Here is a 21,627-nt window from a genome sequence, read left to right on the forward strand (position 1 = left end):
TAGGAATGTACGTTTTTTAATTCGCGTATTCATATATGAATATATAGGACATCCTTGATAATCGTTTTAGAGAAAGCGCCTTTTGAAAAACTAGAGGCATCAGTTTTAACTTATTATTGGAAACCAAGGTCTCAAAAATTGACAACTTGTTCGAAGAATGGGGTTTCAGGATCGGCCTTGTAATCCCCTCAATTGGATATTTTGGGACAATGTAAGTACATTTTAATTAAGGTTTGACCTGCTTTAATCTTATACCTGCTTGCTTTCCAAGTAGAGCCTCTCACATCTGACTAAAAAAATATAGCAAGCCCCTACATATGCTTCAACTTCTGCATCACCTTATTGGCAAACACAAAGGCATCAAATTCCTTTACACCTGTGTCCATGAGGTCATTTTTATTTCCTTCCCAGAGCTTCTCACCTTTATAAAGAAACATGATATTTTCACCTATCCCCAGCACGGAATTCATGTCGTGGGTTACTACTATGGTAGTAATGTTATATTCCTCAGTGATCTCTAAGATGAGATCATCGATCAAAATGGAAGTCTGAGGGTCCAGCCCCGAGTTAGGTTCATCGCAGAAGAGGTAATGGGAGTTGTTGACAATGGCCCGGGCAATACCCACACGTTTCTTCATACCCCCACTGATTTCAGACGGCATTTTATGGTTCTGTCCGGCAAGGCCAACACGCTCCAGGCAAAAATTAACCCTGTCCAGCTTCTCACCTTTAGGCATTTTGGTGAGCACATCCAGGGGGAACATCACATTTTGCTCCACAGTTTTTGAATCAAACAAAGCACCTCCCTGAAAAAGCATGCCGATTTCGCGCCTGATTTCTGTTTTGAGGTCACGGTTGGCATGTGTAAACTCTTTATCATCAAAATATACCAGCCCTTCATCCGGTGGTATCAAACCTACTATACACTTCAACAGCACACTTTTACCCGTACCGCTCGACCCGATGATCAGGTTAGGTTTGCCTTTTTGAAAGGTGCCACTGATACCTCTCAGTATCTGTTTGTCTCCAAATGATTTATGTATATTCTCTATCCTTATCATTGTATTATAAAAGCAATTGGGCCAATAAATAATCAGCAAGCAAAATAGCAATTACACTTTGAGTAACTGCAGAAGTGCTGGCCCGTCCTACTTCCAGTGCCCCTCCTGTAGTATAATAGCCCTTAAATGAAGATATTGAAGCAACCAGAAAAGCAAAGACAAACGACTTGATCAGTGCAAAAGTCACGGTATATTCGTTAAAGTCAAACCGGATTCCATAAATATACTGGGTGGGTGTGATAACCCCCGTAAGCAGTCCGGCCAGGTAGCCACCAAAGATTGACAGCAGCCCTGCAATGATCACCAGCATTGGGTACATAAGTACAGAACCCAGTATTTTAGGTAGCACCAGGTAAGACGCCGAGTTAATACCCATTACCTGCAAGGCATCGATCTGCTCCGAGATTCTCATAGTACCCAACCCACTGGCCATACTTGATCCCACTTTTCCGGCATAGATCACTGCTATAATGGTAGGCGCCAGTTCCAGGATAGTCATATCCCTTACTACAAGGGATATCACATAATTGGGGATCAACGGGCTTACCAGGTTATAAGCAGTTTGGATGGTCGTAACCGCCCCGATGAAAAAAGAAACCAGGGCCACAAGAAATATGGAACCAATCCCTATCGAAACACATTCATCAATGGTTAGCTTAAAGTAAGTTTTGAAACTTTCCCGGTTAACGAAAAGAGAGCCTAAAAAAATAAAATACTTGCCAATAGTTTCCATTAATTCTCTAAAAGGTTATCGCGTTCAGGCTTTAAATTTCTACCTTTAATCCACTCATTGCAAAAAGATAGTAATATTATGATTAATGGTTTGGCTTTAAAAATGTTTTCATAAAAAAAACAAATTGTACAAATAGAAAATGAGCAGATTAGTAGTAATTACAGGTGGTACAAAAGGTATAGGAAGAGCGCTTGTGGATATTTTTTCTGAAAATGGATTTGACATCATTGTTTGTTCCCGTAATCTCGATGACCTCAATGTGTTGAGGGATGAAGTGCAGGAGAAATATAGCAATAAGGTTCACATCATGAGAACCGACATGGCCGATAAAGCTGAGGTAGATTATTTTATAAAATTCATACACGCCCAGGAAGGGAACGTGGAGGTGCTGATTAACAATGCAGGGTTGTTTGTGCCGGGGAAGATCCATAAAGAAGAAGACGGAGTACTCGAGCAAATGATTGAAACCAATCTTTATAGCGCTTATTATATGACCAGAGGGCTGATAAAGAAAATGAAAAAGGCAAAAACAGGCCATATTTTCAATATGTGCTCCACGGCTTCATTCATGCCTTATGTCAACGGAGGGTCATATTGCATATCCAAATTTGCCCTGTTGGGAATGTCTAAAGTACTGAGGGAAGAGATGAAGGAGCACGGCGTGAGAGTGACCGCAGTGATGCCCGGCGCCACCTACACCGCAAGTTGGGAAGGAGCAGACCTCCCGGAAGACCGGTTCATGAAATCCGAGGATGTAGCCGCCGCCATCTGGAACGCCTTTGAAATGTCTGACAGAACGGTGATTGAAGAAATTGTAATGCGCCCTCAATTGGGAGACATTTAGTAGTTCACAGTTTATAGTTCATTGTTGTTGAAATGAGGTGAAACCTTTCGGGTATGTGGAATCGTTAAACCCGTAAGTGTTGGGGGATTGGTTACCAGTAACCGACAAATAGTAAACAGTAAATTGAAAACTGTAAGCGGGCTGTGTTAAAGATCCGGGATATTAAATATTTCCACGACACTAAACTATCCCCTCAAGGGGATTATAGGGGTGTCTAACCAGAACAGTGAACTGTAAATTAAGAACTGTGAACAGTAGATTGAAAAAATTAACTTTGCAGAAACAGATCAGGAAGAAGTGAATACAGAAATTATCAGGACCAAACAGTATTGTAACAGTCTGGCGTCATATTCCAGGAGGAAAACCCGTGTAGTGAATATTGGAGGAGTACCCATGGGGGGGGATTACCCGATCCGGGTGCAGTCGATGACTACGGTGGATACCATGGATACTATGGGCTCTGTAGAGCAGGTTATAAGGATGGTAGATGCTGGATGTGAGTATGTGCGGATAACAGCCCCGAGCATCAAAGAAGCCCAGAACCTGGAAGAGATTAAAAAGGAATTGCGCAAGAGAGGTTATACAGTGCCTTTGATTGCGGATATCCATTTCACACCCAATGCTGCAGAACTTGCCGCACGGATTGTAGAGAAAGTAAGGGTGAACCCCGGCAACTACGCCGATAAAAAGAAATTTGAGCAGATCGAGTATACTGACGAGTCTTATAATGCTGAACTCGACAGGATCAGGGAGAAATTCACTCCACTCGTTAAAATATGTAAAGAGTATGGCACGGCCATGCGCATAGGCACTAACCATGGTTCTTTATCTGACAGGATCATGAGCCGCTATGGTGATACCCCGCTGGGCATGGTAGAGTCAGCCCTGGAGTTCCTCAGGATCTGCAATGACCTGGACTATCATGATATCGTACTTTCCATGAAAGCCAGCAATACCCAGGTAATGGTGCAAGCTTACAGGCTTTTGGTAAACAAACTGGAGGAGGAAGGCCTGCAACCCTATCCATTGCACCTTGGAGTTACAGAAGCCGGAGAAGGCGAGGATGGCCGCATCAAAAGCGCAGTGGGCATTGGTGTATTGCTTGAAGATGGATTAGGTGATACCGTTCGTGTTTCATTGACCGAAGAGCCTGAACTGGAAGCTCCGGTGGCAAAGACCATGGTAGACCGCTATAACAACCGTGTCGGCCATGCCGCAATTGAACCGGTTAATGAAAACCCTGTAGATCCTTTTAGCTACAGCAGAAGGCATACCCATGAAGTAGCCAACGTAGGTGGACAAAATGTACCGAGAGTAATCGCCGATATCAGCAGACTCGAAACGGATGACTATAAAGACCTGAAAGGTATTGGCCATTTTTATCTTCCCGAACCAGACAAGTGGAGGATGAATGATCTTGGAGCTGATTATGTCTATTCTGGCAACAGTCCCGTGCAGTTTATGCTACCCAATGGTTTGAAAGAGATACTGGATTACAGTGCCTGGCAGGAATCTACCGATAAACTCAACAAAGTTCCTCTGTTGACAGTTGATGAATATCTTGCTGGTGGTTCAAAGCATGGTGAGATCAATTTCTTGAAACTTCAATTGGCTGATCTGAATGAAAAATTACTGCCGGCTTTAAAGGAAGACCGTACTGCGGTAATTATACTGGAGACACAGAATGAACACGGAATGGCTGAGCAAAGAAGGGCCTTCTTTAAGCTGATCAATGCGGAGGCAGACATTCCGGTAATTATAAAAAGGAGCTACCCTGACCTTACGGATGACCAGCTTCAGATCTATGCAGCTACCGACATGGGTGGGCTGTTGATTGACGGGCTTGGAGACGGTGTAATGCTGGGAACAGAACATGCAGGCGAGGGCAGGAGCAAAGAGCAAATGTTGAACCTTATCGGTAACTATAATAATACCGGCTTCGGTATACTACAGGCAGCCAGAACGAGAATGACCAAAACGGAATACATCTCTTGTCCTTCATGTGGCAGGACGCTGTTTGATTTACAGGAGACCACCGCTATGATCCGCAAAAGGACCGACCACCTGAAAGGTGTTAAGATCGGGATCATGGGGTGCATCGTAAATGGCCCCGGTGAGATGGCCGATGCGGATTACGGATACGTAGGGTCCGGCAAAGGTAAGATCACTTTATATAAAGGTCAGGATGTGGTGAAGCGGGGAGTACCGTCAGAAAGGGCGGTAGACGAATTGATCGGAATTATCCGCGAAGGTGGTGACTGGATAGAAAAAGAAGAGGCATAAAAGCTTATAATTATGAATAATGAGAGCAAAATGAGAGAAGACAGCCATAAAAATTCATTGAAAGACTATTTCTCGCTGGGAGAAGTATTTGGGTATTTTTTTAGAAAAAAAGACCCTTCACGACCATCCAGCTTTAACCTGAAAATGATGCACGGGATCAATAAAATTTCCATGCTCATATTTCTCATCGCCATAATAGTTTTAATCGCCAGACATCTGTTTTAATGGATATAGAAAACTTTCGTGACATCTGCATTAAAAAAGCCGGTGTAACCGAGGAATTTCCCTTCGATAATCAAACCCTTGTGTTTAAAGTAATGACTAAGATGTTTGCCCTGGTTGATGTAGACCTTTTTGAAAGTGCAAACCTCAAGTGTGACCCCGAAAGAGCAGTACAGCTTAGGGAGCAGTATGCCGGCATCAAGCCCGGTTACCACATGAACAAGAAACACTGGAATACGGTAATGATGGACGGAAGTGTTCCTGATCCGCTTATTGTTGAGCTTATCGATCACTCCTACGATCTGGTAGTGGCCGGGCTAACCAAGAAACTGAGAGATGAACTGGATATGTATAACAATACTACTAAATTGTAAGCGTTAGACTATTTTCGTCTTTTTCTCTTTAACTTATGATTTTTTCAATCTACCTTTGAAGTTTGGTAAGAACTATGCTTAAATGGCTTATAATCATAGATTTTAGTATGGTTAAGCGCCTGTTTGATTTTTTTGCATGATAAAAACACATCACCTCATAGCTGGCATAATCCTCTTTTGCGCAATTCAGGCCTGTACTGAAAGAGCGATCTGTCCTGCTTATCAAAGCGCCTTTATCCATGATAAGGAGGTGCTTGAGAGGCATTTCAGCTATTTTGGTGAGGACTCCATGCCTAAGGTAATGGAAGCAAGCAAAGACAAGTTCCTGATCATCGAGCCGATGTCTTACCGCAAAAAGCTCAGGAGCCTCCAGACCATTCCTATGGAGGATGTCTACCCCCAGGAAGATGACTCACTTGCCTTTGAAGACGAATTCTACCTTGCAGAACGCGAAGGATATGATTCCACTGCCGTTATTTCTGTAGATACCCTTGAGGCTACAGCGGCAGACAGCGTATATATGATCTCGCTGAAAAAGGAGAAGTTCAATATAGATCAGGAGTTGTATCTATGGTACCTGCGTGAGTACCTCGTATACCCTGATGTAAGGCTTGCCAGACAGGAAGCAGCAGAAGCGAGTGCTATGGAAGCGAAAAAAGAGAAAAAGAAGAAAGGCTTCTTTGGCTTCTTCAAAAACCTCTTTAAGAAGAAAGATAAGTCCGACAGTACCAATTTTGATGTAGAAACCTCAGCTACAGAACTCAATCAGGAAGAACCTAAAAAGAAGAAAGGGCCGTTTGGGTTCCTGAAGAAGGATAAAAAGAACAAAAAGGAGAAAGCCCCCAAAGAAGAGGAAGACGATCAGCCCTCGGCCCCGCCGCCATCTGAGGAAGAAGATGATGGTGAAGATGATTTCTGACCTGTGAGATAGATTCCACATTTGTGAAAATCGATCCTCAAAGCACCTGGTTTGATGATGCTTTTAAGCCTCTCAAGGCATATTCAATGCCTCCATACCCCTTTATAGCCCCACTGTAAAGTACTCATTTTCAAAAGGTATTTAAAAATAGTGTTCCGATTACTCAATTCTCAAAATTCCTTCGGTTAACAGGCCGCTCTGGCATTGTTATTTTACTCTATTGAGTGATTTTGATTAACCATTCCCATTTGGCTTACATCAAGCCTGATATCAGCCGGTTTTTAAATTTTTAACACTTAAAATCACTTGTTATGAAAATATTTATGTTTAAGATACGCAATATGTTTTTACCGTTGCTGGCAGCTTTACTACTTGTAGGTTTTACCAGTTGCGATGACGACGATGATACCCCCATAATTGATGATGAGGTTGGTACTATTGCCGATGAGGTAGAGGAAGACCTGGATTTTACTATTTTGGCAGATGCCCTTGAAAAGTCAGGACTGGAGTCAGAGCTGGATGGGGATAACAACTATACGTTGCTGGCCCCGCCGGATGAGGCTTTTATTGATGCCGGTATTACTAACCTGGACAGGTTCACTGCCGAAGAGCTGGCTGCTATATTGAGATATCACCTGATAGCGGATGAAGTATATTTTAACGAGTTCAATGAAGGTACACTGGAAACCCAAAATGGTAATATTTATTTTGGAATTGCTTCTAACCGCTTTTTTATCAATGGTGATGCGCAGTTTTTACAAATTAATTTTCAGGCTACCAATGGTGTAGTTCACACCATTGATGAAGTGCTTATGCCACCGGAGCGTGATATAGCCGGTATAGTGACCAATGAAAGTGACCTTTCAACTCTTGAAGAGGCTGTTAATAAAGCAGGGCTGGCGGATGAATTGGCTGACGCAGGTCCTTATACACTTTTTGCACCAACCGACCAGGCATTTGAGCAGTATTTCAATACGATGGAAATAAGCGGACTTGAAGAATTGAGCAGTGCTCAGCTTACAGATATCCTTAAATATCACATTGTAAGCAGCCGTATGTTCTCACCCGATCTGGAAGCAGGCGCTCAGGAAACGCTGCAAGGCAATACATTCAGGATTATTTTTGACTATAACACCATTGTCAGGGACAATAATGATATGACCGATGATGCTGTGGTTTCGCAGTTTAATCTTATCGCTACCAACGGGGTAGTGAACAAGATCAATAGAGTACTTGTGCCTGATAACAACCAATAACCTAGTTTTAAGGTAAAATGGGCAGGGTATTCATACCGGCCCATTTTTGTTAGATTTGTCGCAAACGTTTACGGCAGATTTGCGTTATAAGTTATAAGATAAAACCTTTAGAAGAAATGTTAAAATCGCCCCTTTTTATACTTCTTTTAATTTTTGTTGTGCCTATAGATATTATGGCTCAGGAGGATAAACTCAAGGGCCCAAAGGCCAAAAACCTTAAAGCCTGGGAAAGAAAGGCCGCAATAACTACAACTATTGAAGAAAACAGACCTGCACCCACTGGCCCATCAGCTAAAAACACAAAGGCCTGGGATACAAAACATGGTGATTTACAAAATAAAGTTACCATTGAGGTAGCAGAAAAAGATCAGATGCACGGAGTAAGGGCCAAAAACGATAAAGTCTGGGAAGATGAAAGTTTTTCCGGCCAACAGAAGGTGCCGCGTTATATAGCACCTGTTCTGATTCTTCTGTTGCTTGGCCTATAGCTTATTTGTAACCGGGAATATTCAGGCCCAGTACTATATCCTTTCTGGCAACCCATAATTCTCCCTCTTGCTCTAACGTGAGTAGCCCTGAACCTCCTCTTGGAGATGCACTCAGGTGGCTTTCCTGTAACAACGGATCACCCTTAAAGTGCCAGGTGTCAATGTAGTAGGCATTCAGATCAGGTTCTTTGATAGTAGGGTGGATGTGTGCAGGGTTTGATCCGCTGGGATATGATCCGGGCTTTAGCGTGTAGAAAGTATATTTCCCATCAGCTCCGGTTTTTATCCAGCCGCGGATATAGCCATGTCGTTTGGCCCAGCCTTCCTCATCTCCACGGGTAGGGTAAATCCCTTCCTGGTTCGTATGGTAAATATATAATATCACATCACGGGCGGGTGTCTTGCCATCCTTGTGGTAAACGATTCCGGTGACTTTAATTTTCTGGCCCTGATTGTCAAAGCCCGGAAGTGTATCTGAGGAGGTTAAAATCTTATCGCCATACTCATGTAAAGCCTCGCATCCTTCGCATGGTCCGCCAACAGGGCCGGAAGATTTTGTTATGCTTTCGGTAGTTTCTTTTTGCTGGGCATTGCAGGCAGCCAAACAGTGAATAGTCAGTAAGATAAAGAGTAAAGTTCGCATAGCTTAGAATATTGATTTGACAGTCAATTTACCCAAAAACAGGGGTTATTGCCATGTAGTCTGTGCTATGCAGGCTGCTGTCTGGCCGCCGGAATGCGAGTTGTTAAAGTTTATCTGTTAGTTCTTCCAGTTCATCTAGCTTTTTCTTTCTCTCTTCCAACGTAGGCAGTACCAGCTCTACAAAATCCCTGACCTGCACGCTTTCTGCCTTACCAAAAGCATCTCTGTATTGGGCGATCATTTGCTCATGTATTTCTTCTGTAGCCTCAATGTAGTCATTCGTGGCTTCCTCCATGTTACCAGACCTGAGTTTCTCCACCAGCTTTTGAGTATTTTCCCCGGTTGATTGGGGCAAGGCTACCGGCGTACCCTTAGTGATTTCTTCAATCTGGCTGTTCAGGTTTTTATGAAGGGTTACCGAATTGCTGGCAAATTCCTTGACAGGTTCTGCAACCTGGCTACTTTGTTCAACGGTTTTGCCATACTCCTGGAGCATCAGGCTAAATGCATAAGATTCTACCAGGAACTCTACATCTTCCTCAAGGGATTCTGCTATCTTTTCATCGTTGGCTTCTTCAGCCTGCTCTTCCGTTTGCTCTTCATTGGTGCCCGTATTGCACCCGGTGAGCAATGGAAATATAAGAGCGAATAAAAATATAAGTGGAGCCTTCATAATACAGGAACTTTAATTGTAAATCATTTCTGTATTGATAACAGGTCAATTTATCAATTGTTTGCCAAGTCTGAGAGGCAAAATTTAATGATAGATTCTCTTTTGAACAGCCCCACCTAAAAGGGATCAAGCTGAATTTCTGGGGAGCTCCTAAATTTTTTATCTCTTTGCTGACAGACAGTTGTTAATAGCACTTGGCAAAAGCAGTTGGCAAACGGGCATAATATAACAATAAGCGCGGATTACTAATTTTCAGTCGCAAGTTTCGCATTACTTGTTTTACTTTCCAATGCATTTACTCCACAGGTTGCCTGATTCCCTAAAAGCACTTTTTGATGAGTTTTTCGTCCATCTCACTTTGCTTCATACCAAGCTCCACCGCTTTTCGAGTGTCATCGCAGGCCTTTTGCTTTTTATTGGTTTGCAGGTAAACCAAAGCCCTGAAATAATAACCGAGATAATATTTAGGCAAACCTTCCAGGCCTTTGTTGAGATCTTTCAGCGCCTGCTCAGGGTTATTGGAAAGATAGTGGCTGTATCCCCGGTTAATATAAGTGTAAGATTCTTCCGGAAGAATTTTAAGAGCCTCATCAAATGCTGCTATGGCGGAATCATACTGTGCTGCCTGAAAATGGCTCAGGCCTTTGTTTCTCCATGCCTCAGCATTTTCCGGATTTAACTCGAGCACCTTTCTCCAGTCGGCCAGAGCCTCCGGCCATTGGCGAAGCTCGCTGTAAAGTACTGCCCTTCTGAAAAAGATCTCTTCATTGGTCGAGTCAAGGGCAATATAGCCGTTGTACTGGTTTATAGCTTCCGGATAATTTTCTTTTTGCGTATAAATAAGTCCTGAATAAAGGTAAGGCCACTTGAGATCACTGTCTTTTTCCTGCGCGATCTGATAGTAATAGAGGGCGCTGTCAATATTTTGAACCTTATAATGCACATTGGCGAGATTAAAATAGGGCTTATAGCTTGCCGGGTCGAGGTTCCTTGCTTGGTGCAACAGTTTGAGGGCATCGTGAAGCAAGCCGATCTCCAGGTAGGTGAGGGCCAGATCGGTCAGGGTCTGGCTGCTGACTTTAAGCTCAAGCGCTTTGCGGAACTCTTCTATGGCATCGTGCCTTCTCAGTTGGCGGGAACGGATCACCCCTTTGAGGTGATGGATATCCGCTTGATCACTTTTATATTTGTTAAGCCTGTTTTGCTCCTCAGCCAGTTCTTTCTGTGTCAGTTGTTTGCTTTGTATCTTTTCCTGGGCCTGTACCTGATAGTTATCGTTGATGTCAAGGGCTACGTTGGCAAACTGGATCGCGGTGTGGTAATCCTTTCGCTGCTCATAGATCTCGGCCAGTCGCATGGCAGCCGTGAAGCTTTGAGGATAAACCACCAGTATCTCCCTGAAGCGCTCGGCAGCCATAATTGTATCACCCTTAAGCAGGGACTCCTCCGCCTTTATCAGAAGCTCTGCCTTCTGTTGCGAACTGGCAGCCAAAGGCATGATTAGCGTTATAAGTATCAGTAAATATTGTTTTACAGCAAGTTTCATAAGCAAATGTTTATAGCGCCAACCACAGAAGACCCGTATTCTTCAAATATAGAACACCTAGTCGAAAAGTGAGTAGTTGCCAAACTGGTCTGCGGGGGCCATTGGCTTGATGAGGCCGGCGCCCTCATTGTTGAGGTCGCTGATCCGGGGAGAAACCGAGTAGCTTCCCATTTGATCGGAAGGATAAGGTTGGAGCAGTTCAAGCAGCTTATCCTCAGGTGTATTGGTGTCGAGCCAGAGCTTTTCAGCTTCCGGGTTAAGCACCGCAGGCATCCTGGCGTTCACCTCAGAAACAATGCTATTGGCTGGTGTGGTAATGATCTTGAAAGTGTGTACTACATTTTCTTCATCGTCTTCAAATTCCTCCCAAATGCCTGCAAAAGAGACGGTTTGGTCATTGCCAAAGATAAAACGATAAGGCACCTTGCCCTTTTTGCTGATCCTTTTCCAGTCGTAGAAACCGTCTGCCGGTACAATGCAGCGGCTCTGCAAAAGCGCCTTGTGAGAAGATACTTTCTGCGTAAGGGTTTCTTTTTCTGCTACGATCAGCTTGGAGCTGATCGTTTTGTTTTTGGATCGCTCAGGCAACTGCCCCCAATAGAAGAAAGATAAACCCTTGCTATCCTGGGTGACTATGGGCAAAACCTGAGTAGGAGCAGCGTTATACCGTGGTTTATACCGTTCAGGCACATCAATATTGAACCTTTCACTAAGTACTTCTGCTTCCGCCGTAATAGTATATCTGTCTCCCATACTACGAATGTAGCAAAATTCTCTTTTAGAGGCAGACAGTTCGATCAATTTTGGTGTTCATCAGATTATAAATTACAGATAGCCAGGCATGGTCATAAGGAGAGTGAGTACTGTATATTTTGATGTTTATTAGCCCCTTCAAAGCAAAACCACCAGGCATACCCATTCACGCAGTCCTCCACCCCCGCAGTCATCCTGACGCCGGGAAAGACCTACCTAAGTAGATTGCTGCTTACATTCAGCTATCGCAAAAAACTGGAGTTAACTACTAGCTGTCGTTGGCACCCTACAAATCACCCCTCTACAAAATTCAAAGCCCGCTTTTCAGACCAATAAAGGCCTTCTTTATTAAACTCAGTAAAGCCCACATGTCCACCGCGCTCCGGCATTTCGAATATCACATGCTCATGGCCCTTCAAGCGGTCGGCAGGGTAGCACTCCTCAGAAAGAAAAGGATCATTTTTCGCATTGACGATCAGCGTTGGAATGCTGATATCATCCAGGAAGTTGATGGAGCTACAAGCACTGTAATAATCAAGTGCATCCTTGAAGCCATGTAATGGAGCCGTATAGTTATCATCAAAATCCTTGAGCGTTTTGATGTTTTTCAGTTTTTCCGTTTCGAGCACATCAGGCATTACGGCCGCCTTGGAAATGATCTTTGCTTTCAGGTTGTTTAAAAACCTTCTTGAATATACAAAGTTAGAGGCCTCAGATATTTTCACACAGCTCGTATAGAGGTCAAGAGGTACGGAGAACGCTACGGCCTTTTTGATTTGAGGTAATATATTCTTACCCTGTTCTCCCACATATTTCAGTGTAAGGTTGCCGCCCAGGCTAAAGCCTATGAGCGATATACTTTTATAACCCCTGGTAAGGGCGTGTGCAATAACATGGTCAAGGTCGTCGGTGGCACCGCTGTGGTAGAACCTGAGCTGTTTGTTGATTTGGTCGCTGCATCCCCGAAAGTTCCATGCCAATACATCATAGCCGTGGTTGGAGAATGCCCGTGCCATACCTTTAATATACGGCCTGGTAGAGCTCCCTTCAAGGCCATGGGATATGATGACCAGTTTATCCGATCCGTTTTGCACCCAGTCCAGGTCCAGGAAATCATCATCAGGGGTGTGGATCCGCTCCCGTTCATAAGCTACATTTTTTATTTTCCGGAACAGCGCGGGGAGTATGGTTTCCATATGGGCGGAGAAATATATGAACGGAGCTTCGTATTGCATTTTCAAGTGTATTGTTATGGTTGGGTTACCGGATTATTAATTTCATCTGCCAAAATATCCCGCTGATCATTTTTTCCAGAATCTTGGAAACCATTTAAATATTATGTCGTCTGTAGACTATGTATTAAAAAAACTCAATTAAATTCAACAAACATTGGCACCAACAAATCTAACCAAATTTCTATTCATACTATCGTTAGTATGGCTTAGTCACTACAGTCTGGCCCAGCAAAAGTACACCATTAACGGGTACACCAAAGATGCTGAAAGTGGCGAAGAACTGATTGGCGTAACAGTCTACGTCAACGAACTTAAAGTAGGAACGGCTACAAACGTGTATGGGTTTTACGCCTTGAGCCTTCCGCCGGGAGATTATACGCTCATATTCAGTTCGGTAGGTTATCAAACCGTAACCAGGCAGATCAGTTTAACCAAAAATGAAACCTATAATGTGGAGCTTCCCGTGGAAGTAACTTCACTGGATGAGATCGTGATCTCTGATGATCCTATTGATGCCAACGTAACGGACATCAGCATGAGCCGGAATGAACTTGACATAAAGCAGGTTAAAAAATTGCCGGCTTTATTCGGTGAGCCGGACATTATAAAAACCATTCAGATGATGCCCGGTGTGATCACCGCAGGAGAGGGTACTTCAAGCTTCTTTGTAAGAGGAGGCAGTGCTGACCAGAACCTGATCCTCATCGACGAAGCCCCTGTTTACGACCCATCGCACCTGTTCGGTCTGTTTTCAGTATTTAATGCTGATGTTATTAAAGACTCAGAGCTTTACAAAGGGGGGATCCCTGCGCGCTACGGAGGCAGGTTATCGTCTATTCTTGAAGTGCGGACCAAGGATGGCAACAATAAAAAGCTCGGCGGTGCGGCAGGTATTGGTACACTGGCCAGCCGGTTTATGCTCGAAGGGCCGATAAGAAAAGAGAAGAGCTCCTTCATTATATCAGGCAGACGCTCATATGCAGACTTGTTCCTGAAAGCGGCAGGGGAAGAAAACCTGGTGCACTTCTATGATGTGAATGCCAAAGTAAACTGGAAGCACAACAACAATAACAGGTTCTTTGCTGCCCTCTATTTGGGCAGGGATGTTTTTAACTTTGATGATACCTTTGGCTTTGACTGGGGTAATACAACAGGTACATTCAGATGGAACCACCTATTCAATGACCGCCTGTTTTCAAATACCTCTCTTATTGTGAGCAACTTCGATTATGCATTGGAGTTTGATGATGCCGTTCAGGGCTTTTCATGGACTTCCAACCTGCAGGAGTTCTCCTTTAAGGAAGACCTGAATTATTACCTCAATACCAGAAACGAACTCCAGTTTGGCTATCACCTGACGTACCGAAGGTTTTCACCGGGTAAGATATCCCCAACTTCCGATGCCTCTATATTTGATACTCAGGAGATCCAGAATGACTATGCCCTTGACCATTCGATCTATATTGGAAATGAGCAACGTCTGACCGACCGGCTTACGTTGTCATACGGAGCGAGATTATCGATATTCCAAAACGTAGGGAAATCAGATGTTTACCTTTACGAAGACCCTCAGGACAATATAGATATAGTTCGTACTGATACTTTGCATTATGATCACCTGGAGACAATCAAAACTTATGTCAATATAGAACCCAGATTTGCTGCGAGGTTTATGATCAACCCACAAAGCTCATTAAAGGTGTCGTACAACAGAATGGTGCAAAATACCCATTTGATATCCAGTGGTACAGTGCCTATTCCGTTCAATACCTGGAGCCCGAGCAACTACTACCTCAAACCCCAGCTTGCGGATCAGGTGGCAATAGGATATTTCAGGAATTTTAAAGACAATACCCTGGAGTTTTCTGTGGAGTCCTATTACAAAGACATCGACAATGTAACTGACTTTGCCGATAACGCCCAGCTTTTCTTCAACCGCGATTTGCCCACTGAGTACAGGCAGGGAGATTCCTGGTCGTACGGATTGGAGTTGATGTTACAAAAGAAGGAGGGAAGGTTTACCGGTTTTGCCAGCTATACCTGGTCTAAAACAGAGCGCAAGATTGATGGCGTAAACCTCAGCAAGCCTTTTCTGGCTAACTATGACAGAAGGCATGTGTTCAATATCGTAGGTACATATGATCTTAATGAGAAATGGTCATTTGGCGGAAGCTTTACCTACAGCACTGGAAGGCCTATTACGGTGCCCGCGGGCAGGTATAAATACGGAGATGTATACCAGGTGGATTACATCAGTGAAAGAAATGGCTATCTGCTGCCCGATTTTCACAGGCTGGACCTTTCTGCAACTCTTACACCGAGGAAAAACAAGGACAGGAAATGGAAAAGCAGTTGGGTATTCTCATTATACAATGCCTACAGCCGAAAAAATGCCTTTACCATTTACACACGCCTGCAACAGGATGATGAAGGAAATATTACCAATGGAAATGTAAAGGAGGCACGAATGATATCACTGTTCCCGGTATTGCCTTCTGTAACCTATAACATTCAATTTTAATAGTCATGAATAAAAATATACTATACTTATTGGTTTTGCTGGCCGTAGCTGTTCTCGCCGGTTGTGAGGAGACTGTTAAGCTCGAATCAGAACAAGTGGAGCCAAAGGTGGTGATAGAAGGTTTGGTCACCAATGAGAATATACAGCACTATGTAAAAGTATCACGATCAGCAGAGTTTTATTCTTCCGGCGATTTTACCGGTGTTACGGATGCAGTCATTACTGTGGAAGACGATCAGGGCAACGTTTATAATTATGTTCATAACCCATCAAGTGCTGAAAACGGAGAAGGATACTACCTTTCGGAAGATGCGTTTGCCGGGCAGATTGGCAGCACTTATACACTTACAGTTACCCTGGGTTCGGAAGTATACACGGCCACTGATATTATCAAGCCTGTAACGGCCATAGATTCACTGGAAGTTTCACTGAACGAAGAAGAATTTGATGACCCGGAAGATGAAGGCTATTTTTACGAGATACTGTTCTATGCCAAAGAGCCGCAGGATACGGAAGATTATTACCTCTTCAAGTTTTATCGTAACGATTCCCTGTTCCTGGATACGGAGACAGATATCTACTACGCCAATGATGACCTTTTGGGAGAAAGCATTGATGGTATCCCTACTGCCGGGTTTTATAAACTAGGGGACAAGGCGCGAGTGGAAATGTACAGCATTTCCCGTCAGGGCTATATATACTACAACGACCTGTATACCCTGCTCAATAGTGACGGTGGTATGTTCAGCCCCCCTCCGGCAAACCCGAGGAGCAACCTTTCCAATAATGCTCTGGGGTACTTCCAGGCCAGTGCTGTTGTAAGTGACAGCATTGTAGTCGAATAGCGGGTGCCGAACTGACTAAAACACGCAAGCGATAAAAATGTTAAGTTTTTTTAGAAAGGCTGAACATTTTTATCACTTGCGTGTCTGTTATTTGCACCCTGAGTTGCATAAAACCAATATACCAAAACACACATGTCAAAAATAATATTACAATTTTTAACCGTAGTTGCTTTATGGTGCGTCGCCCATCAACTGGTAGCCCAGCAGAAGGTAACGCTCAGCGGATATATTAACGATGCGGAAAACGGAGAGGCTCTGATCGGTGCCACTGTATTTGTGAGGGAAACCCAGAGTGGGTCTGCCTCCAATGTTTACGGCTTTTACTCCATTACTCTACCTCCCGGCCAGTATACCATCGAATATACCTATGTGGGTTACCAGCCGTTAGTGAAGGAGATCACGCTTAACGAAAACCAGAGGCTCAATGTAGAGATGACCGGTGAAAGCCAGCAGTTGCAGGAAGTGGTGATTTCCGGCGAACGGGTGGACGCCAATGTCACCAGTACCGAAATGAGTACCAATAAATTGGATATACAAACTATAAAAAAGATACCTGCCTTTTTAGGTGAGGTTGATGTACTGAAAAGTATCCAGTTGCTGCCCGGAGTGAGTACCGTAGGGGAAGGTGCTGCCGGCTTCAACGTCCGTGGAGGAGGAGTGGGGCAAAACCTGATACTCCTGGATGAAGCCCCGGTCTATAATTCATCTCACTTGTTCGGCTTCTTTTCTGTTTTTAATCCTGATGCCGTTAAGGATACCAAATTATATAAAGGTGCCATTCCTGCCCAATACGGCGGGCGTATAGCCTCACTGCTGGATGTAAGGACCAAAGAAGGTAACAGTAAGCGTTTCGAAGCCAACGGCGGGATCGGGACGGTTTTTAGCCGTCTGGCGCTGGAAGCTCCCATCGTAAAGGACAAATCTTCTTTTATTCTGGCAGGAAGGAGGTCTTATATAGACATTCTGGCCAAACCCTTCCTCCAGGACCTGGATGATGTAGGGCTGAGCTTTTATGACCTGACCATGAAGACCAACTATAACTTCGATAAAAACAACAGGCTTTACCTCTCAGGCTATTTCGGCAGGGATGTATTCAAGTTTGACGAAAACCAGGGGTTCAACTGGGGAAGCAAAACAGCCAGTTTGCGTTGGAACCATGTGTTTAATGCCAGGCTGTTTTCAAATTTTACAGCAGTGTACAGCAAGTATGATTACCAGCTAGAGTTTGGGGAAGATGCCAGAGATAGGTTTACCTGGGACTCGGACGTGACCAATTACATGTTTAAGCCGGAGTTTACTTATTTTGTCAATAACTACAATGAAGTAAGCTTTGGAGGCTCCATCATTTATTACACTTTTGAACCGGCCAATGCTGTGGGTATAAGTGACGGGGAGCGCATTGATATAAGCCTTGATAAAAAATACAATTTGGAATCTGCGGTTTACCTGAGCAACAAACATGAGCTTAACGACAGGCTTTCTGCGGAGTATGGCTTACGATACTCCATGTTCCAGTATTTGGGGCCGGGTACGGCTTATGAGTATGGAGAGGCGGTGCCTGGAGAAAGAAAACCAGTGGTTGGCGCTCGCGAGTATGACCGCTGGGAGACCATACAGAGCTATTCGAACCTGGAGCCCAGGGTTGCATTCAAATACCAGCTTAATGCCAGTAGCTCCATCAAAGGTAGCTACAACCGTATGGCGCAGTATATCCATCTCGTATCCAACACCACGGCATCTAACCCGCTGGATGTATGGGTGCCATCATCCAATAACCTGGAACCTCAGATCGGTGACCAGTTTGCCTTGGGCTATTTCAGGAATTTCGGAGAGGGCAATGACTATGAAGCTTCAGCGGAAGTATATACACGCCTGACCAAAAACCAGGTAGACTACATTGACGGGGCTGATATACTGATCAATGAATACCTTGAAGGGGAGCTGCTGAGCGGAGAAGGCAGAGCTTACGGGCTGGAGCTTTATCTGAAAAAGAATGTTGGAAACCTCAACGGCTGGATAAGCTATACCCTGGGACGTACGGAGCTGCAGGTGGAAGGTATCAACGACGGGGATTGGTATCCTACACGCTACGACCAGACCCACAACCTCAAGGTGGCTGCCTTTTATGACTTGAACGAGCGTATTTCCCTGTCAGGAAATTTCACCTTTGTGTCAGGTACACCAACTACATTCCCGACATCGAGATATGTAGTGCAGGGCATACTCATCCCTTATAATGCCGAGGGTGGACGAAATAATGTAAGGCTTGAGAGCTATCATCGTCTAGACCTGTCGCTGAGACTTGAGGGTAAGAAAATGAAAAAAGGTAAGGAAAGAAGGAATGAAGATTACTGGGTATTCTCGCTGTACAATGTGTATGGCCGTAAAAACCCTTTCTCCATTTATTTCTCTCAGTCTGATGACCGGGTAAGTCCTGGAGAAGTGATCAACACCGAAGCTAACCGCGTTTCCATAGTCGGTTCCATTATTCCTTCCATTTCGTACAATTTTAGATTTTAATAGCCATGAATATCAGAATACTTTTATCCATACTAACCATTTCCATGCTGGCCATAGCATGTGAAGATACCATTGATGTTGACCTGAAAGAGGCCGATCCTGTTTTGGTGGTAGATGCCTGGATCAATGATAAGTCGGAGGACCAGATCATCAGGCTGATGATGTCCCAACCGTATTTTGATCAGACTTTGCCTCCGGAGGTATCCGGTGCTACAGTTACTGTGACTGATAATACAGGTAAGGTCTATAATTTTACGGAGCAGGAGACTGGTGAATATGTATGGTCTCCTTCGGGTGCCGATCCTTCATTCGGAACAATAGGCAATGAGTACACTTTAAATGTGCAATTGCAGGATGGTGACAGCTATCAGTCGGTGACCACTATGAACCGGACTGCCCAGGTGGATAGCATAACCTTCACCTATGAGGAAGAGACAGCCTTTTTTCCTGAGTCCTACATTGCTGAGGTTTGGGCACGGGACCCACAGGGAGAAGGGGACAGCTACTGGATAAGAACATATAAAAACGGTGTGCTACTCACAAAGCCTCAGGAGATAAACCTGGCGTTTGATGCAGCCTTTACAGAAGGCAGCAGTTTCGATGGCATTACCTTTATAGAGCCTATCCGTCAGGGCATCAACCCGCTGGATCAGGATGAAGATGACGAGTTCCTTTCTCCTTATGAACTGGGTGACTCTGTTTATGTAGAAATACACTCTATCTCCAATGAGGCATTCTATTTCCTTACGGAGGTGGCCATCCAGACTGACAGGCCGGGTGGTTTTGGAGAATTATTTGCCCAGCCGCTGGCCAATGTGCCTACTAATATTTATGCTACGGAAAATGGCGTTAAGGATGTGGTAGGTTTCTTCAATGTGGCTGCAGTAAGTGGTAAAGGGAAAAAACTGGAAGAATAGCCAAGCGGCTTCAAGACATTTTATTAATTTCGGCATAAACCAAAACTTAATAAAATGTCTAAATTCTTTTTCAAGCTATCTATAGTTGCTTTAATACCCTTATTACTGGCTGCATGTGATCAAAAAAAGCAGGATCAGCAGGCGGTTGAGGTGGAGACAGAGCCTAAGGAAGACTCTGTCTTTAATGCTTTGCTGGATAAGTACACCACCGTAAAGCTAACTACCGACATAAGCGCGCTTACCGAAAACCAAAAGCAAATGATCCCCATGCTGATTGAAGTGGGTAAGATCATGGATGAGCTTTTCTGGTTTGAGGCCTATGGCAAAAAGGACTCATTGCTCAGCACATTAAACCATGAGGCTGCCAGCAAATTCGTAAATATCAACTATGGCCCCTGGGACAGACTGGACGGTAACAAGCCATTTATTGAAGGGGTGGGGCCTAAACCGGCAGGAGCTAATTTCTACCCTGAGGATATGACGAAGGAGGAATTTGAAGCGGCAGCCATTGAAGACAAGGCTTCGTTGTACACCTTCATCAGAAGGGATTCGGCCGGCAACCTGACTTCAATCCCTTACCATGTGATGTTTGAAGAGCAGGTGAAGAAAGCTGCAGACCTGTTGAAAAAGGCCGCAGCGCTTGCAGATAATGCAGAGCTGAAAAAGTACCTCAACCTCCGCGCAGAAGCCTTGCTCACTGACAATTACTATGAAAGTGACATCGCCTGGATGGACATGAAGACCAACCAGATCGATATCATCACCGGACCTATTGAGACTTACGAAGACCAGTTATTTGGCTATAAAGCTGCCCATGAAACCTACGTGCTTGTAAAAGACATGGAGTGGAGCAAGCGTCTGGCGAAGTACGCCGCACTATTGCCTGAGTTACAAAGAGGGTTGCCAGTGGAGGAAAAGTATAAAAAGGAAAAGCCCGGTACGGATTCTCAGCTTGCCGCTTTTGATGTGGTTTATTATGCCGGAGATTGTAATGCAGGAAGTAAAACCATTGCAGTTAACCTGCCAAATGATGAGGAAGTGCAACTTAAAAAAGGCACCAGAAGGTCCCAGTTGAAAAATGCTATGAAAGCAAAATTTGACGAGATCCTTGTCCCCATTTCCAAAGTACTAATAGACGAGGAACAACAGAAGTATATCACCTTTGATGCTTTCTTTGCCAATACTATGTTCCATGAAGTGGCGCACGGCCTCGGGATCAAAAATACTGTCAATGGCAAAGGTACGGTTAGGGAAGCCTTGAAGGAGCATGCCTCAGCGCTTGAAGAAGGTAAAGCGGATGTATTAGGACTTTATATGATTACCAAACTCCATGAAAAAGGGGAAATTGAAGGTGACCTGATGGAATACTACACTACTTTTATGGCAAGCATATTCCGTTCTGTGCGGTTTGGCGCTTCAAGTGCTCACGGCAAAGCCAATATGGTCAGGTTTAACTACTTTAAAGATCAGGGAGCTTTTGCCCAAGACCCGGAAAAAGGCACCTACAAGATCAACTTCGAAAAGATGCAGGACGCTATGAACTCGCTTTCAGAGAAGATACTTACCCTACAGGGAGAGGGCGATTATGAAGGGGTGAAGCAACTGGTGGATGAAAAGGCAATAATCCAGCCTGAGTTGCAAAATGATCTGGATAAACTGGCAGAACAGGGTATTCCCGTTGATATAGTGTTCGAACAGGGAGTGGATGTCCTGGGACTATAATCCTGAAATTGTCATTCAGTGTAAATACATGACTAGTTGACTAGCCTGAGTAAAAAGAGGCTGCCTCGTACA

The 21,627-nt window shown here is 44.2% G+C and carries 19 protein-coding genes; 12 read left to right on the plus strand and 7 right to left on the minus strand.

All coding sequences use genetic code 11. The features are described 5' to 3' along the window. Window positions 1-311 precede the first annotated feature (311 nt). Together E1163_RS20515 and E1163_RS20520 are read right to left on the minus strand one after the other, a co-directional pair. A complete protein-coding gene (locus E1163_RS20515) occupies window positions 312-1,061 on the minus strand; it encodes an ABC transporter ATP-binding protein (RefSeq protein ID WP_155174335.1) in 750 nt (249 codons plus the stop codon). A gap of 4 nt (window positions 1,062-1,065) precedes the next feature. Continuing rightward, window positions 1,066-1,794, minus strand: a complete 729-nt coding sequence (locus tag E1163_RS20520; RefSeq protein ID WP_155174336.1) for an MlaE family ABC transporter permease — start codon at window positions 1,792-1,794, stop codon at window positions 1,066-1,068. 139 nt (window positions 1,795-1,933) lie between these two features. On the opposite strand from E1163_RS20520, the gene E1163_RS20525 reads away from it, so the two are divergent. From E1163_RS20525 to E1163_RS20555, 7 genes are all read left to right on the plus strand, one after another. Next, window positions 1,934-2,638 carry an SDR family oxidoreductase gene (locus E1163_RS20525; RefSeq protein WP_155174337.1) on the plus strand — a complete coding sequence of 235 codons (705 nt, stop codon included), beginning with the start codon at window positions 1,934-1,936 and terminating at the stop codon, window positions 2,636-2,638. A 297-nt stretch (window positions 2,639-2,935) separates the two neighbouring features. Beyond that, window positions 2,936-4,921: a (E)-4-hydroxy-3-methylbut-2-enyl-diphosphate synthase gene (gene ispG / locus E1163_RS20530; RefSeq protein ID WP_343033907.1), complete on the plus strand. Its 1,986-nt coding sequence runs from the start codon at window positions 2,936-2,938 to the stop codon at window positions 4,919-4,921. Window positions 4,922-4,933: 12 nt separating this feature from the next. Further along, the gene (locus tag E1163_RS20535; RefSeq protein ID WP_343033908.1) at window positions 4,934-5,146 is read left to right on the plus strand and encodes a DUF6728 family protein; all 213 of its coding nucleotides are present in this window, start codon (window positions 4,934-4,936) and stop codon (window positions 5,144-5,146) included. Beyond that, window positions 5,146-5,517, plus strand: a complete 372-nt coding sequence (locus E1163_RS20540) for an MmcQ/YjbR family DNA-binding protein (protein ID WP_155174338.1) — start codon at window positions 5,146-5,148, stop codon at window positions 5,515-5,517. Before E1163_RS20535 ends, E1163_RS20540 begins: the two co-directional genes overlap by 1 nt. 136 nt (window positions 5,518-5,653) lie before the next feature. After that, window positions 5,654-6,436, plus strand: a complete 783-nt coding sequence (locus tag E1163_RS20545) for a hypothetical protein (RefSeq protein ID WP_155174339.1) — start codon at window positions 5,654-5,656, stop codon at window positions 6,434-6,436. A gap of 311 nt (window positions 6,437-6,747) precedes the next feature. Further along, a complete protein-coding gene (locus E1163_RS20550) occupies window positions 6,748-7,692 on the plus strand; it encodes a fasciclin domain-containing protein (protein ID WP_155174340.1) in 945 nt (314 codons plus the stop codon). 116 nt (window positions 7,693-7,808) lie between these two features. Next, complete coding sequence (locus E1163_RS20555; RefSeq protein WP_155174341.1) at window positions 7,809-8,180, plus strand: hypothetical protein; 372 nt, start codon at window positions 7,809-7,811, stop codon at window positions 8,178-8,180. A 1-nt stretch (window position 8,181) separates the two neighbouring features. On the opposite strand, the gene E1163_RS20560 is transcribed toward E1163_RS20555, so the two are convergent. The 5 genes from E1163_RS20560 to E1163_RS20580 form a co-directional block, all read right to left on the minus strand. Then, entirely contained in the window at window positions 8,182-8,823 is a 642-nt protein-coding gene (locus tag E1163_RS20560) for a dioxygenase family protein (RefSeq protein ID WP_155174342.1), read from the minus strand. Between the two features lie 103 nt (window positions 8,824-8,926). Then, window positions 8,927-9,496: a DUF4142 domain-containing protein gene (locus tag E1163_RS20565; protein WP_155174343.1), complete on the minus strand. Its 570-nt coding sequence runs from the start codon at window positions 9,494-9,496 to the stop codon at window positions 8,927-8,929. A gap of 319 nt (window positions 9,497-9,815) precedes the next feature. Next, window positions 9,816-11,042 (minus strand): tetratricopeptide repeat protein, encoded by a 1,227-nt coding sequence (locus E1163_RS20570; protein WP_155174344.1) that lies wholly within the window; start codon window positions 11,040-11,042, stop codon window positions 9,816-9,818. 57 nt (window positions 11,043-11,099) lie between these two features. Continuing rightward, the gene (locus E1163_RS20575) at window positions 11,100-11,795 is read right to left on the minus strand and encodes an SOS response-associated peptidase (RefSeq protein ID WP_155174345.1); all 696 of its coding nucleotides are present in this window, start codon (window positions 11,793-11,795) and stop codon (window positions 11,100-11,102) included. Window positions 11,796-12,088: 293 nt separating this feature from the next. Next, the gene (locus tag E1163_RS20580; protein WP_155174346.1) at window positions 12,089-13,030 is read right to left on the minus strand and encodes a YheT family hydrolase; all 942 of its coding nucleotides are present in this window, start codon (window positions 13,028-13,030) and stop codon (window positions 12,089-12,091) included. 154 nt (window positions 13,031-13,184) lie between these two features. Here E1163_RS20580 and E1163_RS20585 point away from each other — a divergent pair, with 154 nt between their 5' ends. The 5 genes from E1163_RS20585 (at window position 13,185) to E1163_RS20605 (ending at window position 21,555) form a co-directional block, all read left to right on the plus strand. After that, on the plus strand, window positions 13,185-15,551 hold the full coding sequence (locus E1163_RS20585) for a TonB-dependent receptor (RefSeq protein WP_155174347.1): 2,367 nt from the start codon (window positions 13,185-13,187) through the stop codon (window positions 15,549-15,551). 5 nt (window positions 15,552-15,556) lie between these two features. Then, a complete protein-coding gene (locus E1163_RS20590) occupies window positions 15,557-16,396 on the plus strand; it encodes a DUF4249 domain-containing protein (protein WP_155174348.1) in 840 nt (279 codons plus the stop codon). A gap of 132 nt (window positions 16,397-16,528) precedes the next feature. Beyond that, the gene (locus tag E1163_RS20595; protein WP_155174349.1) at window positions 16,529-18,916 is read left to right on the plus strand and encodes a TonB-dependent receptor; all 2,388 of its coding nucleotides are present in this window, start codon (window positions 16,529-16,531) and stop codon (window positions 18,914-18,916) included. Window positions 18,917-18,921: 5 nt separating this feature from the next. Beyond that, window positions 18,922-19,833 (plus strand): DUF4249 domain-containing protein, encoded by a 912-nt coding sequence (locus tag E1163_RS20600; RefSeq protein WP_155174350.1) that lies wholly within the window; start codon window positions 18,922-18,924, stop codon window positions 19,831-19,833. Between the two features lie 54 nt (window positions 19,834-19,887). Beyond that, window positions 19,888-21,555: a dipeptidyl-peptidase 3 family protein gene (locus E1163_RS20605; RefSeq protein WP_155174351.1), complete on the plus strand. Its 1,668-nt coding sequence runs from the start codon at window positions 19,888-19,890 to the stop codon at window positions 21,553-21,555. The last annotated feature ends 72 nt before the right edge of the window (window positions 21,556-21,627 follow it).

Origin of the sequence: Fulvivirga kasyanovii (assembly GCF_009711405.1) — a bacterium.
GTDB lineage: Bacteria > Bacteroidota > Bacteroidia > Cytophagales > Cyclobacteriaceae > Fulvivirga > Fulvivirga kasyanovii.

Excerpts from the sequence above, each read along its gene's own strand:
- E1163_RS20515 (WP_155174335.1), bottom strand. The coding sequence starts at position 1,061 with ATGATAAGGATAGAGAATATACATAAATCATTTGGAGACAAACAGATA.
- E1163_RS20520 (WP_155174336.1), bottom strand. The coding sequence starts at position 1,794 with ATGGAAACTATTGGCAAGTATTTTATTTTTTTAGGCTCTCTTTTCGTT.
- E1163_RS20525 (WP_155174337.1), top strand. The coding sequence starts at position 1,934 with ATGAGCAGATTAGTAGTAATTACAGGTGGTACAAAAGGTATAGGAAGA.
- E1163_RS20535 (WP_343033908.1), top strand. The coding sequence starts at position 4,934 with ATGAATAATGAGAGCAAAATGAGAGAAGACAGCCATAAAAATTCATTG.
- E1163_RS20540 (WP_155174338.1), top strand. The coding sequence starts at position 5,146 with ATGGATATAGAAAACTTTCGTGACATCTGCATTAAAAAAGCCGGTGTA.
- E1163_RS20545 (WP_155174339.1), top strand. The coding sequence starts at position 5,654 with ATGATAAAAACACATCACCTCATAGCTGGCATAATCCTCTTTTGCGCA.
- E1163_RS20550 (WP_155174340.1), top strand. The coding sequence starts at position 6,748 with ATGAAAATATTTATGTTTAAGATACGCAATATGTTTTTACCGTTGCTG.
- E1163_RS20555 (WP_155174341.1), top strand. The coding sequence starts at position 7,809 with ATGTTAAAATCGCCCCTTTTTATACTTCTTTTAATTTTTGTTGTGCCT.
- E1163_RS20560 (WP_155174342.1), bottom strand. The coding sequence starts at position 8,823 with ATGCGAACTTTACTCTTTATCTTACTGACTATTCACTGTTTGGCTGCC.
- E1163_RS20565 (WP_155174343.1), bottom strand. The coding sequence starts at position 9,496 with ATGAAGGCTCCACTTATATTTTTATTCGCTCTTATATTTCCATTGCTC.
- E1163_RS20570 (WP_155174344.1), bottom strand. The coding sequence starts at position 11,042 with ATGAAACTTGCTGTAAAACAATATTTACTGATACTTATAACGCTAATC.
- E1163_RS20575 (WP_155174345.1), bottom strand. The coding sequence starts at position 11,795 with ATGGGAGACAGATATACTATTACGGCGGAAGCAGAAGTACTTAGTGAA.
- E1163_RS20580 (WP_155174346.1), bottom strand. The coding sequence starts at position 13,030 with ATGCAATACGAAGCTCCGTTCATATATTTCTCCGCCCATATGGAAACC.
- E1163_RS20590 (WP_155174348.1), top strand. The coding sequence starts at position 15,557 with ATGAATAAAAATATACTATACTTATTGGTTTTGCTGGCCGTAGCTGTT.
- E1163_RS20595 (WP_155174349.1), top strand. The coding sequence starts at position 16,529 with ATGTCAAAAATAATATTACAATTTTTAACCGTAGTTGCTTTATGGTGC.
- E1163_RS20600 (WP_155174350.1), top strand. The coding sequence starts at position 18,922 with ATGAATATCAGAATACTTTTATCCATACTAACCATTTCCATGCTGGCC.
- E1163_RS20605 (WP_155174351.1), top strand. The coding sequence starts at position 19,888 with ATGTCTAAATTCTTTTTCAAGCTATCTATAGTTGCTTTAATACCCTTA.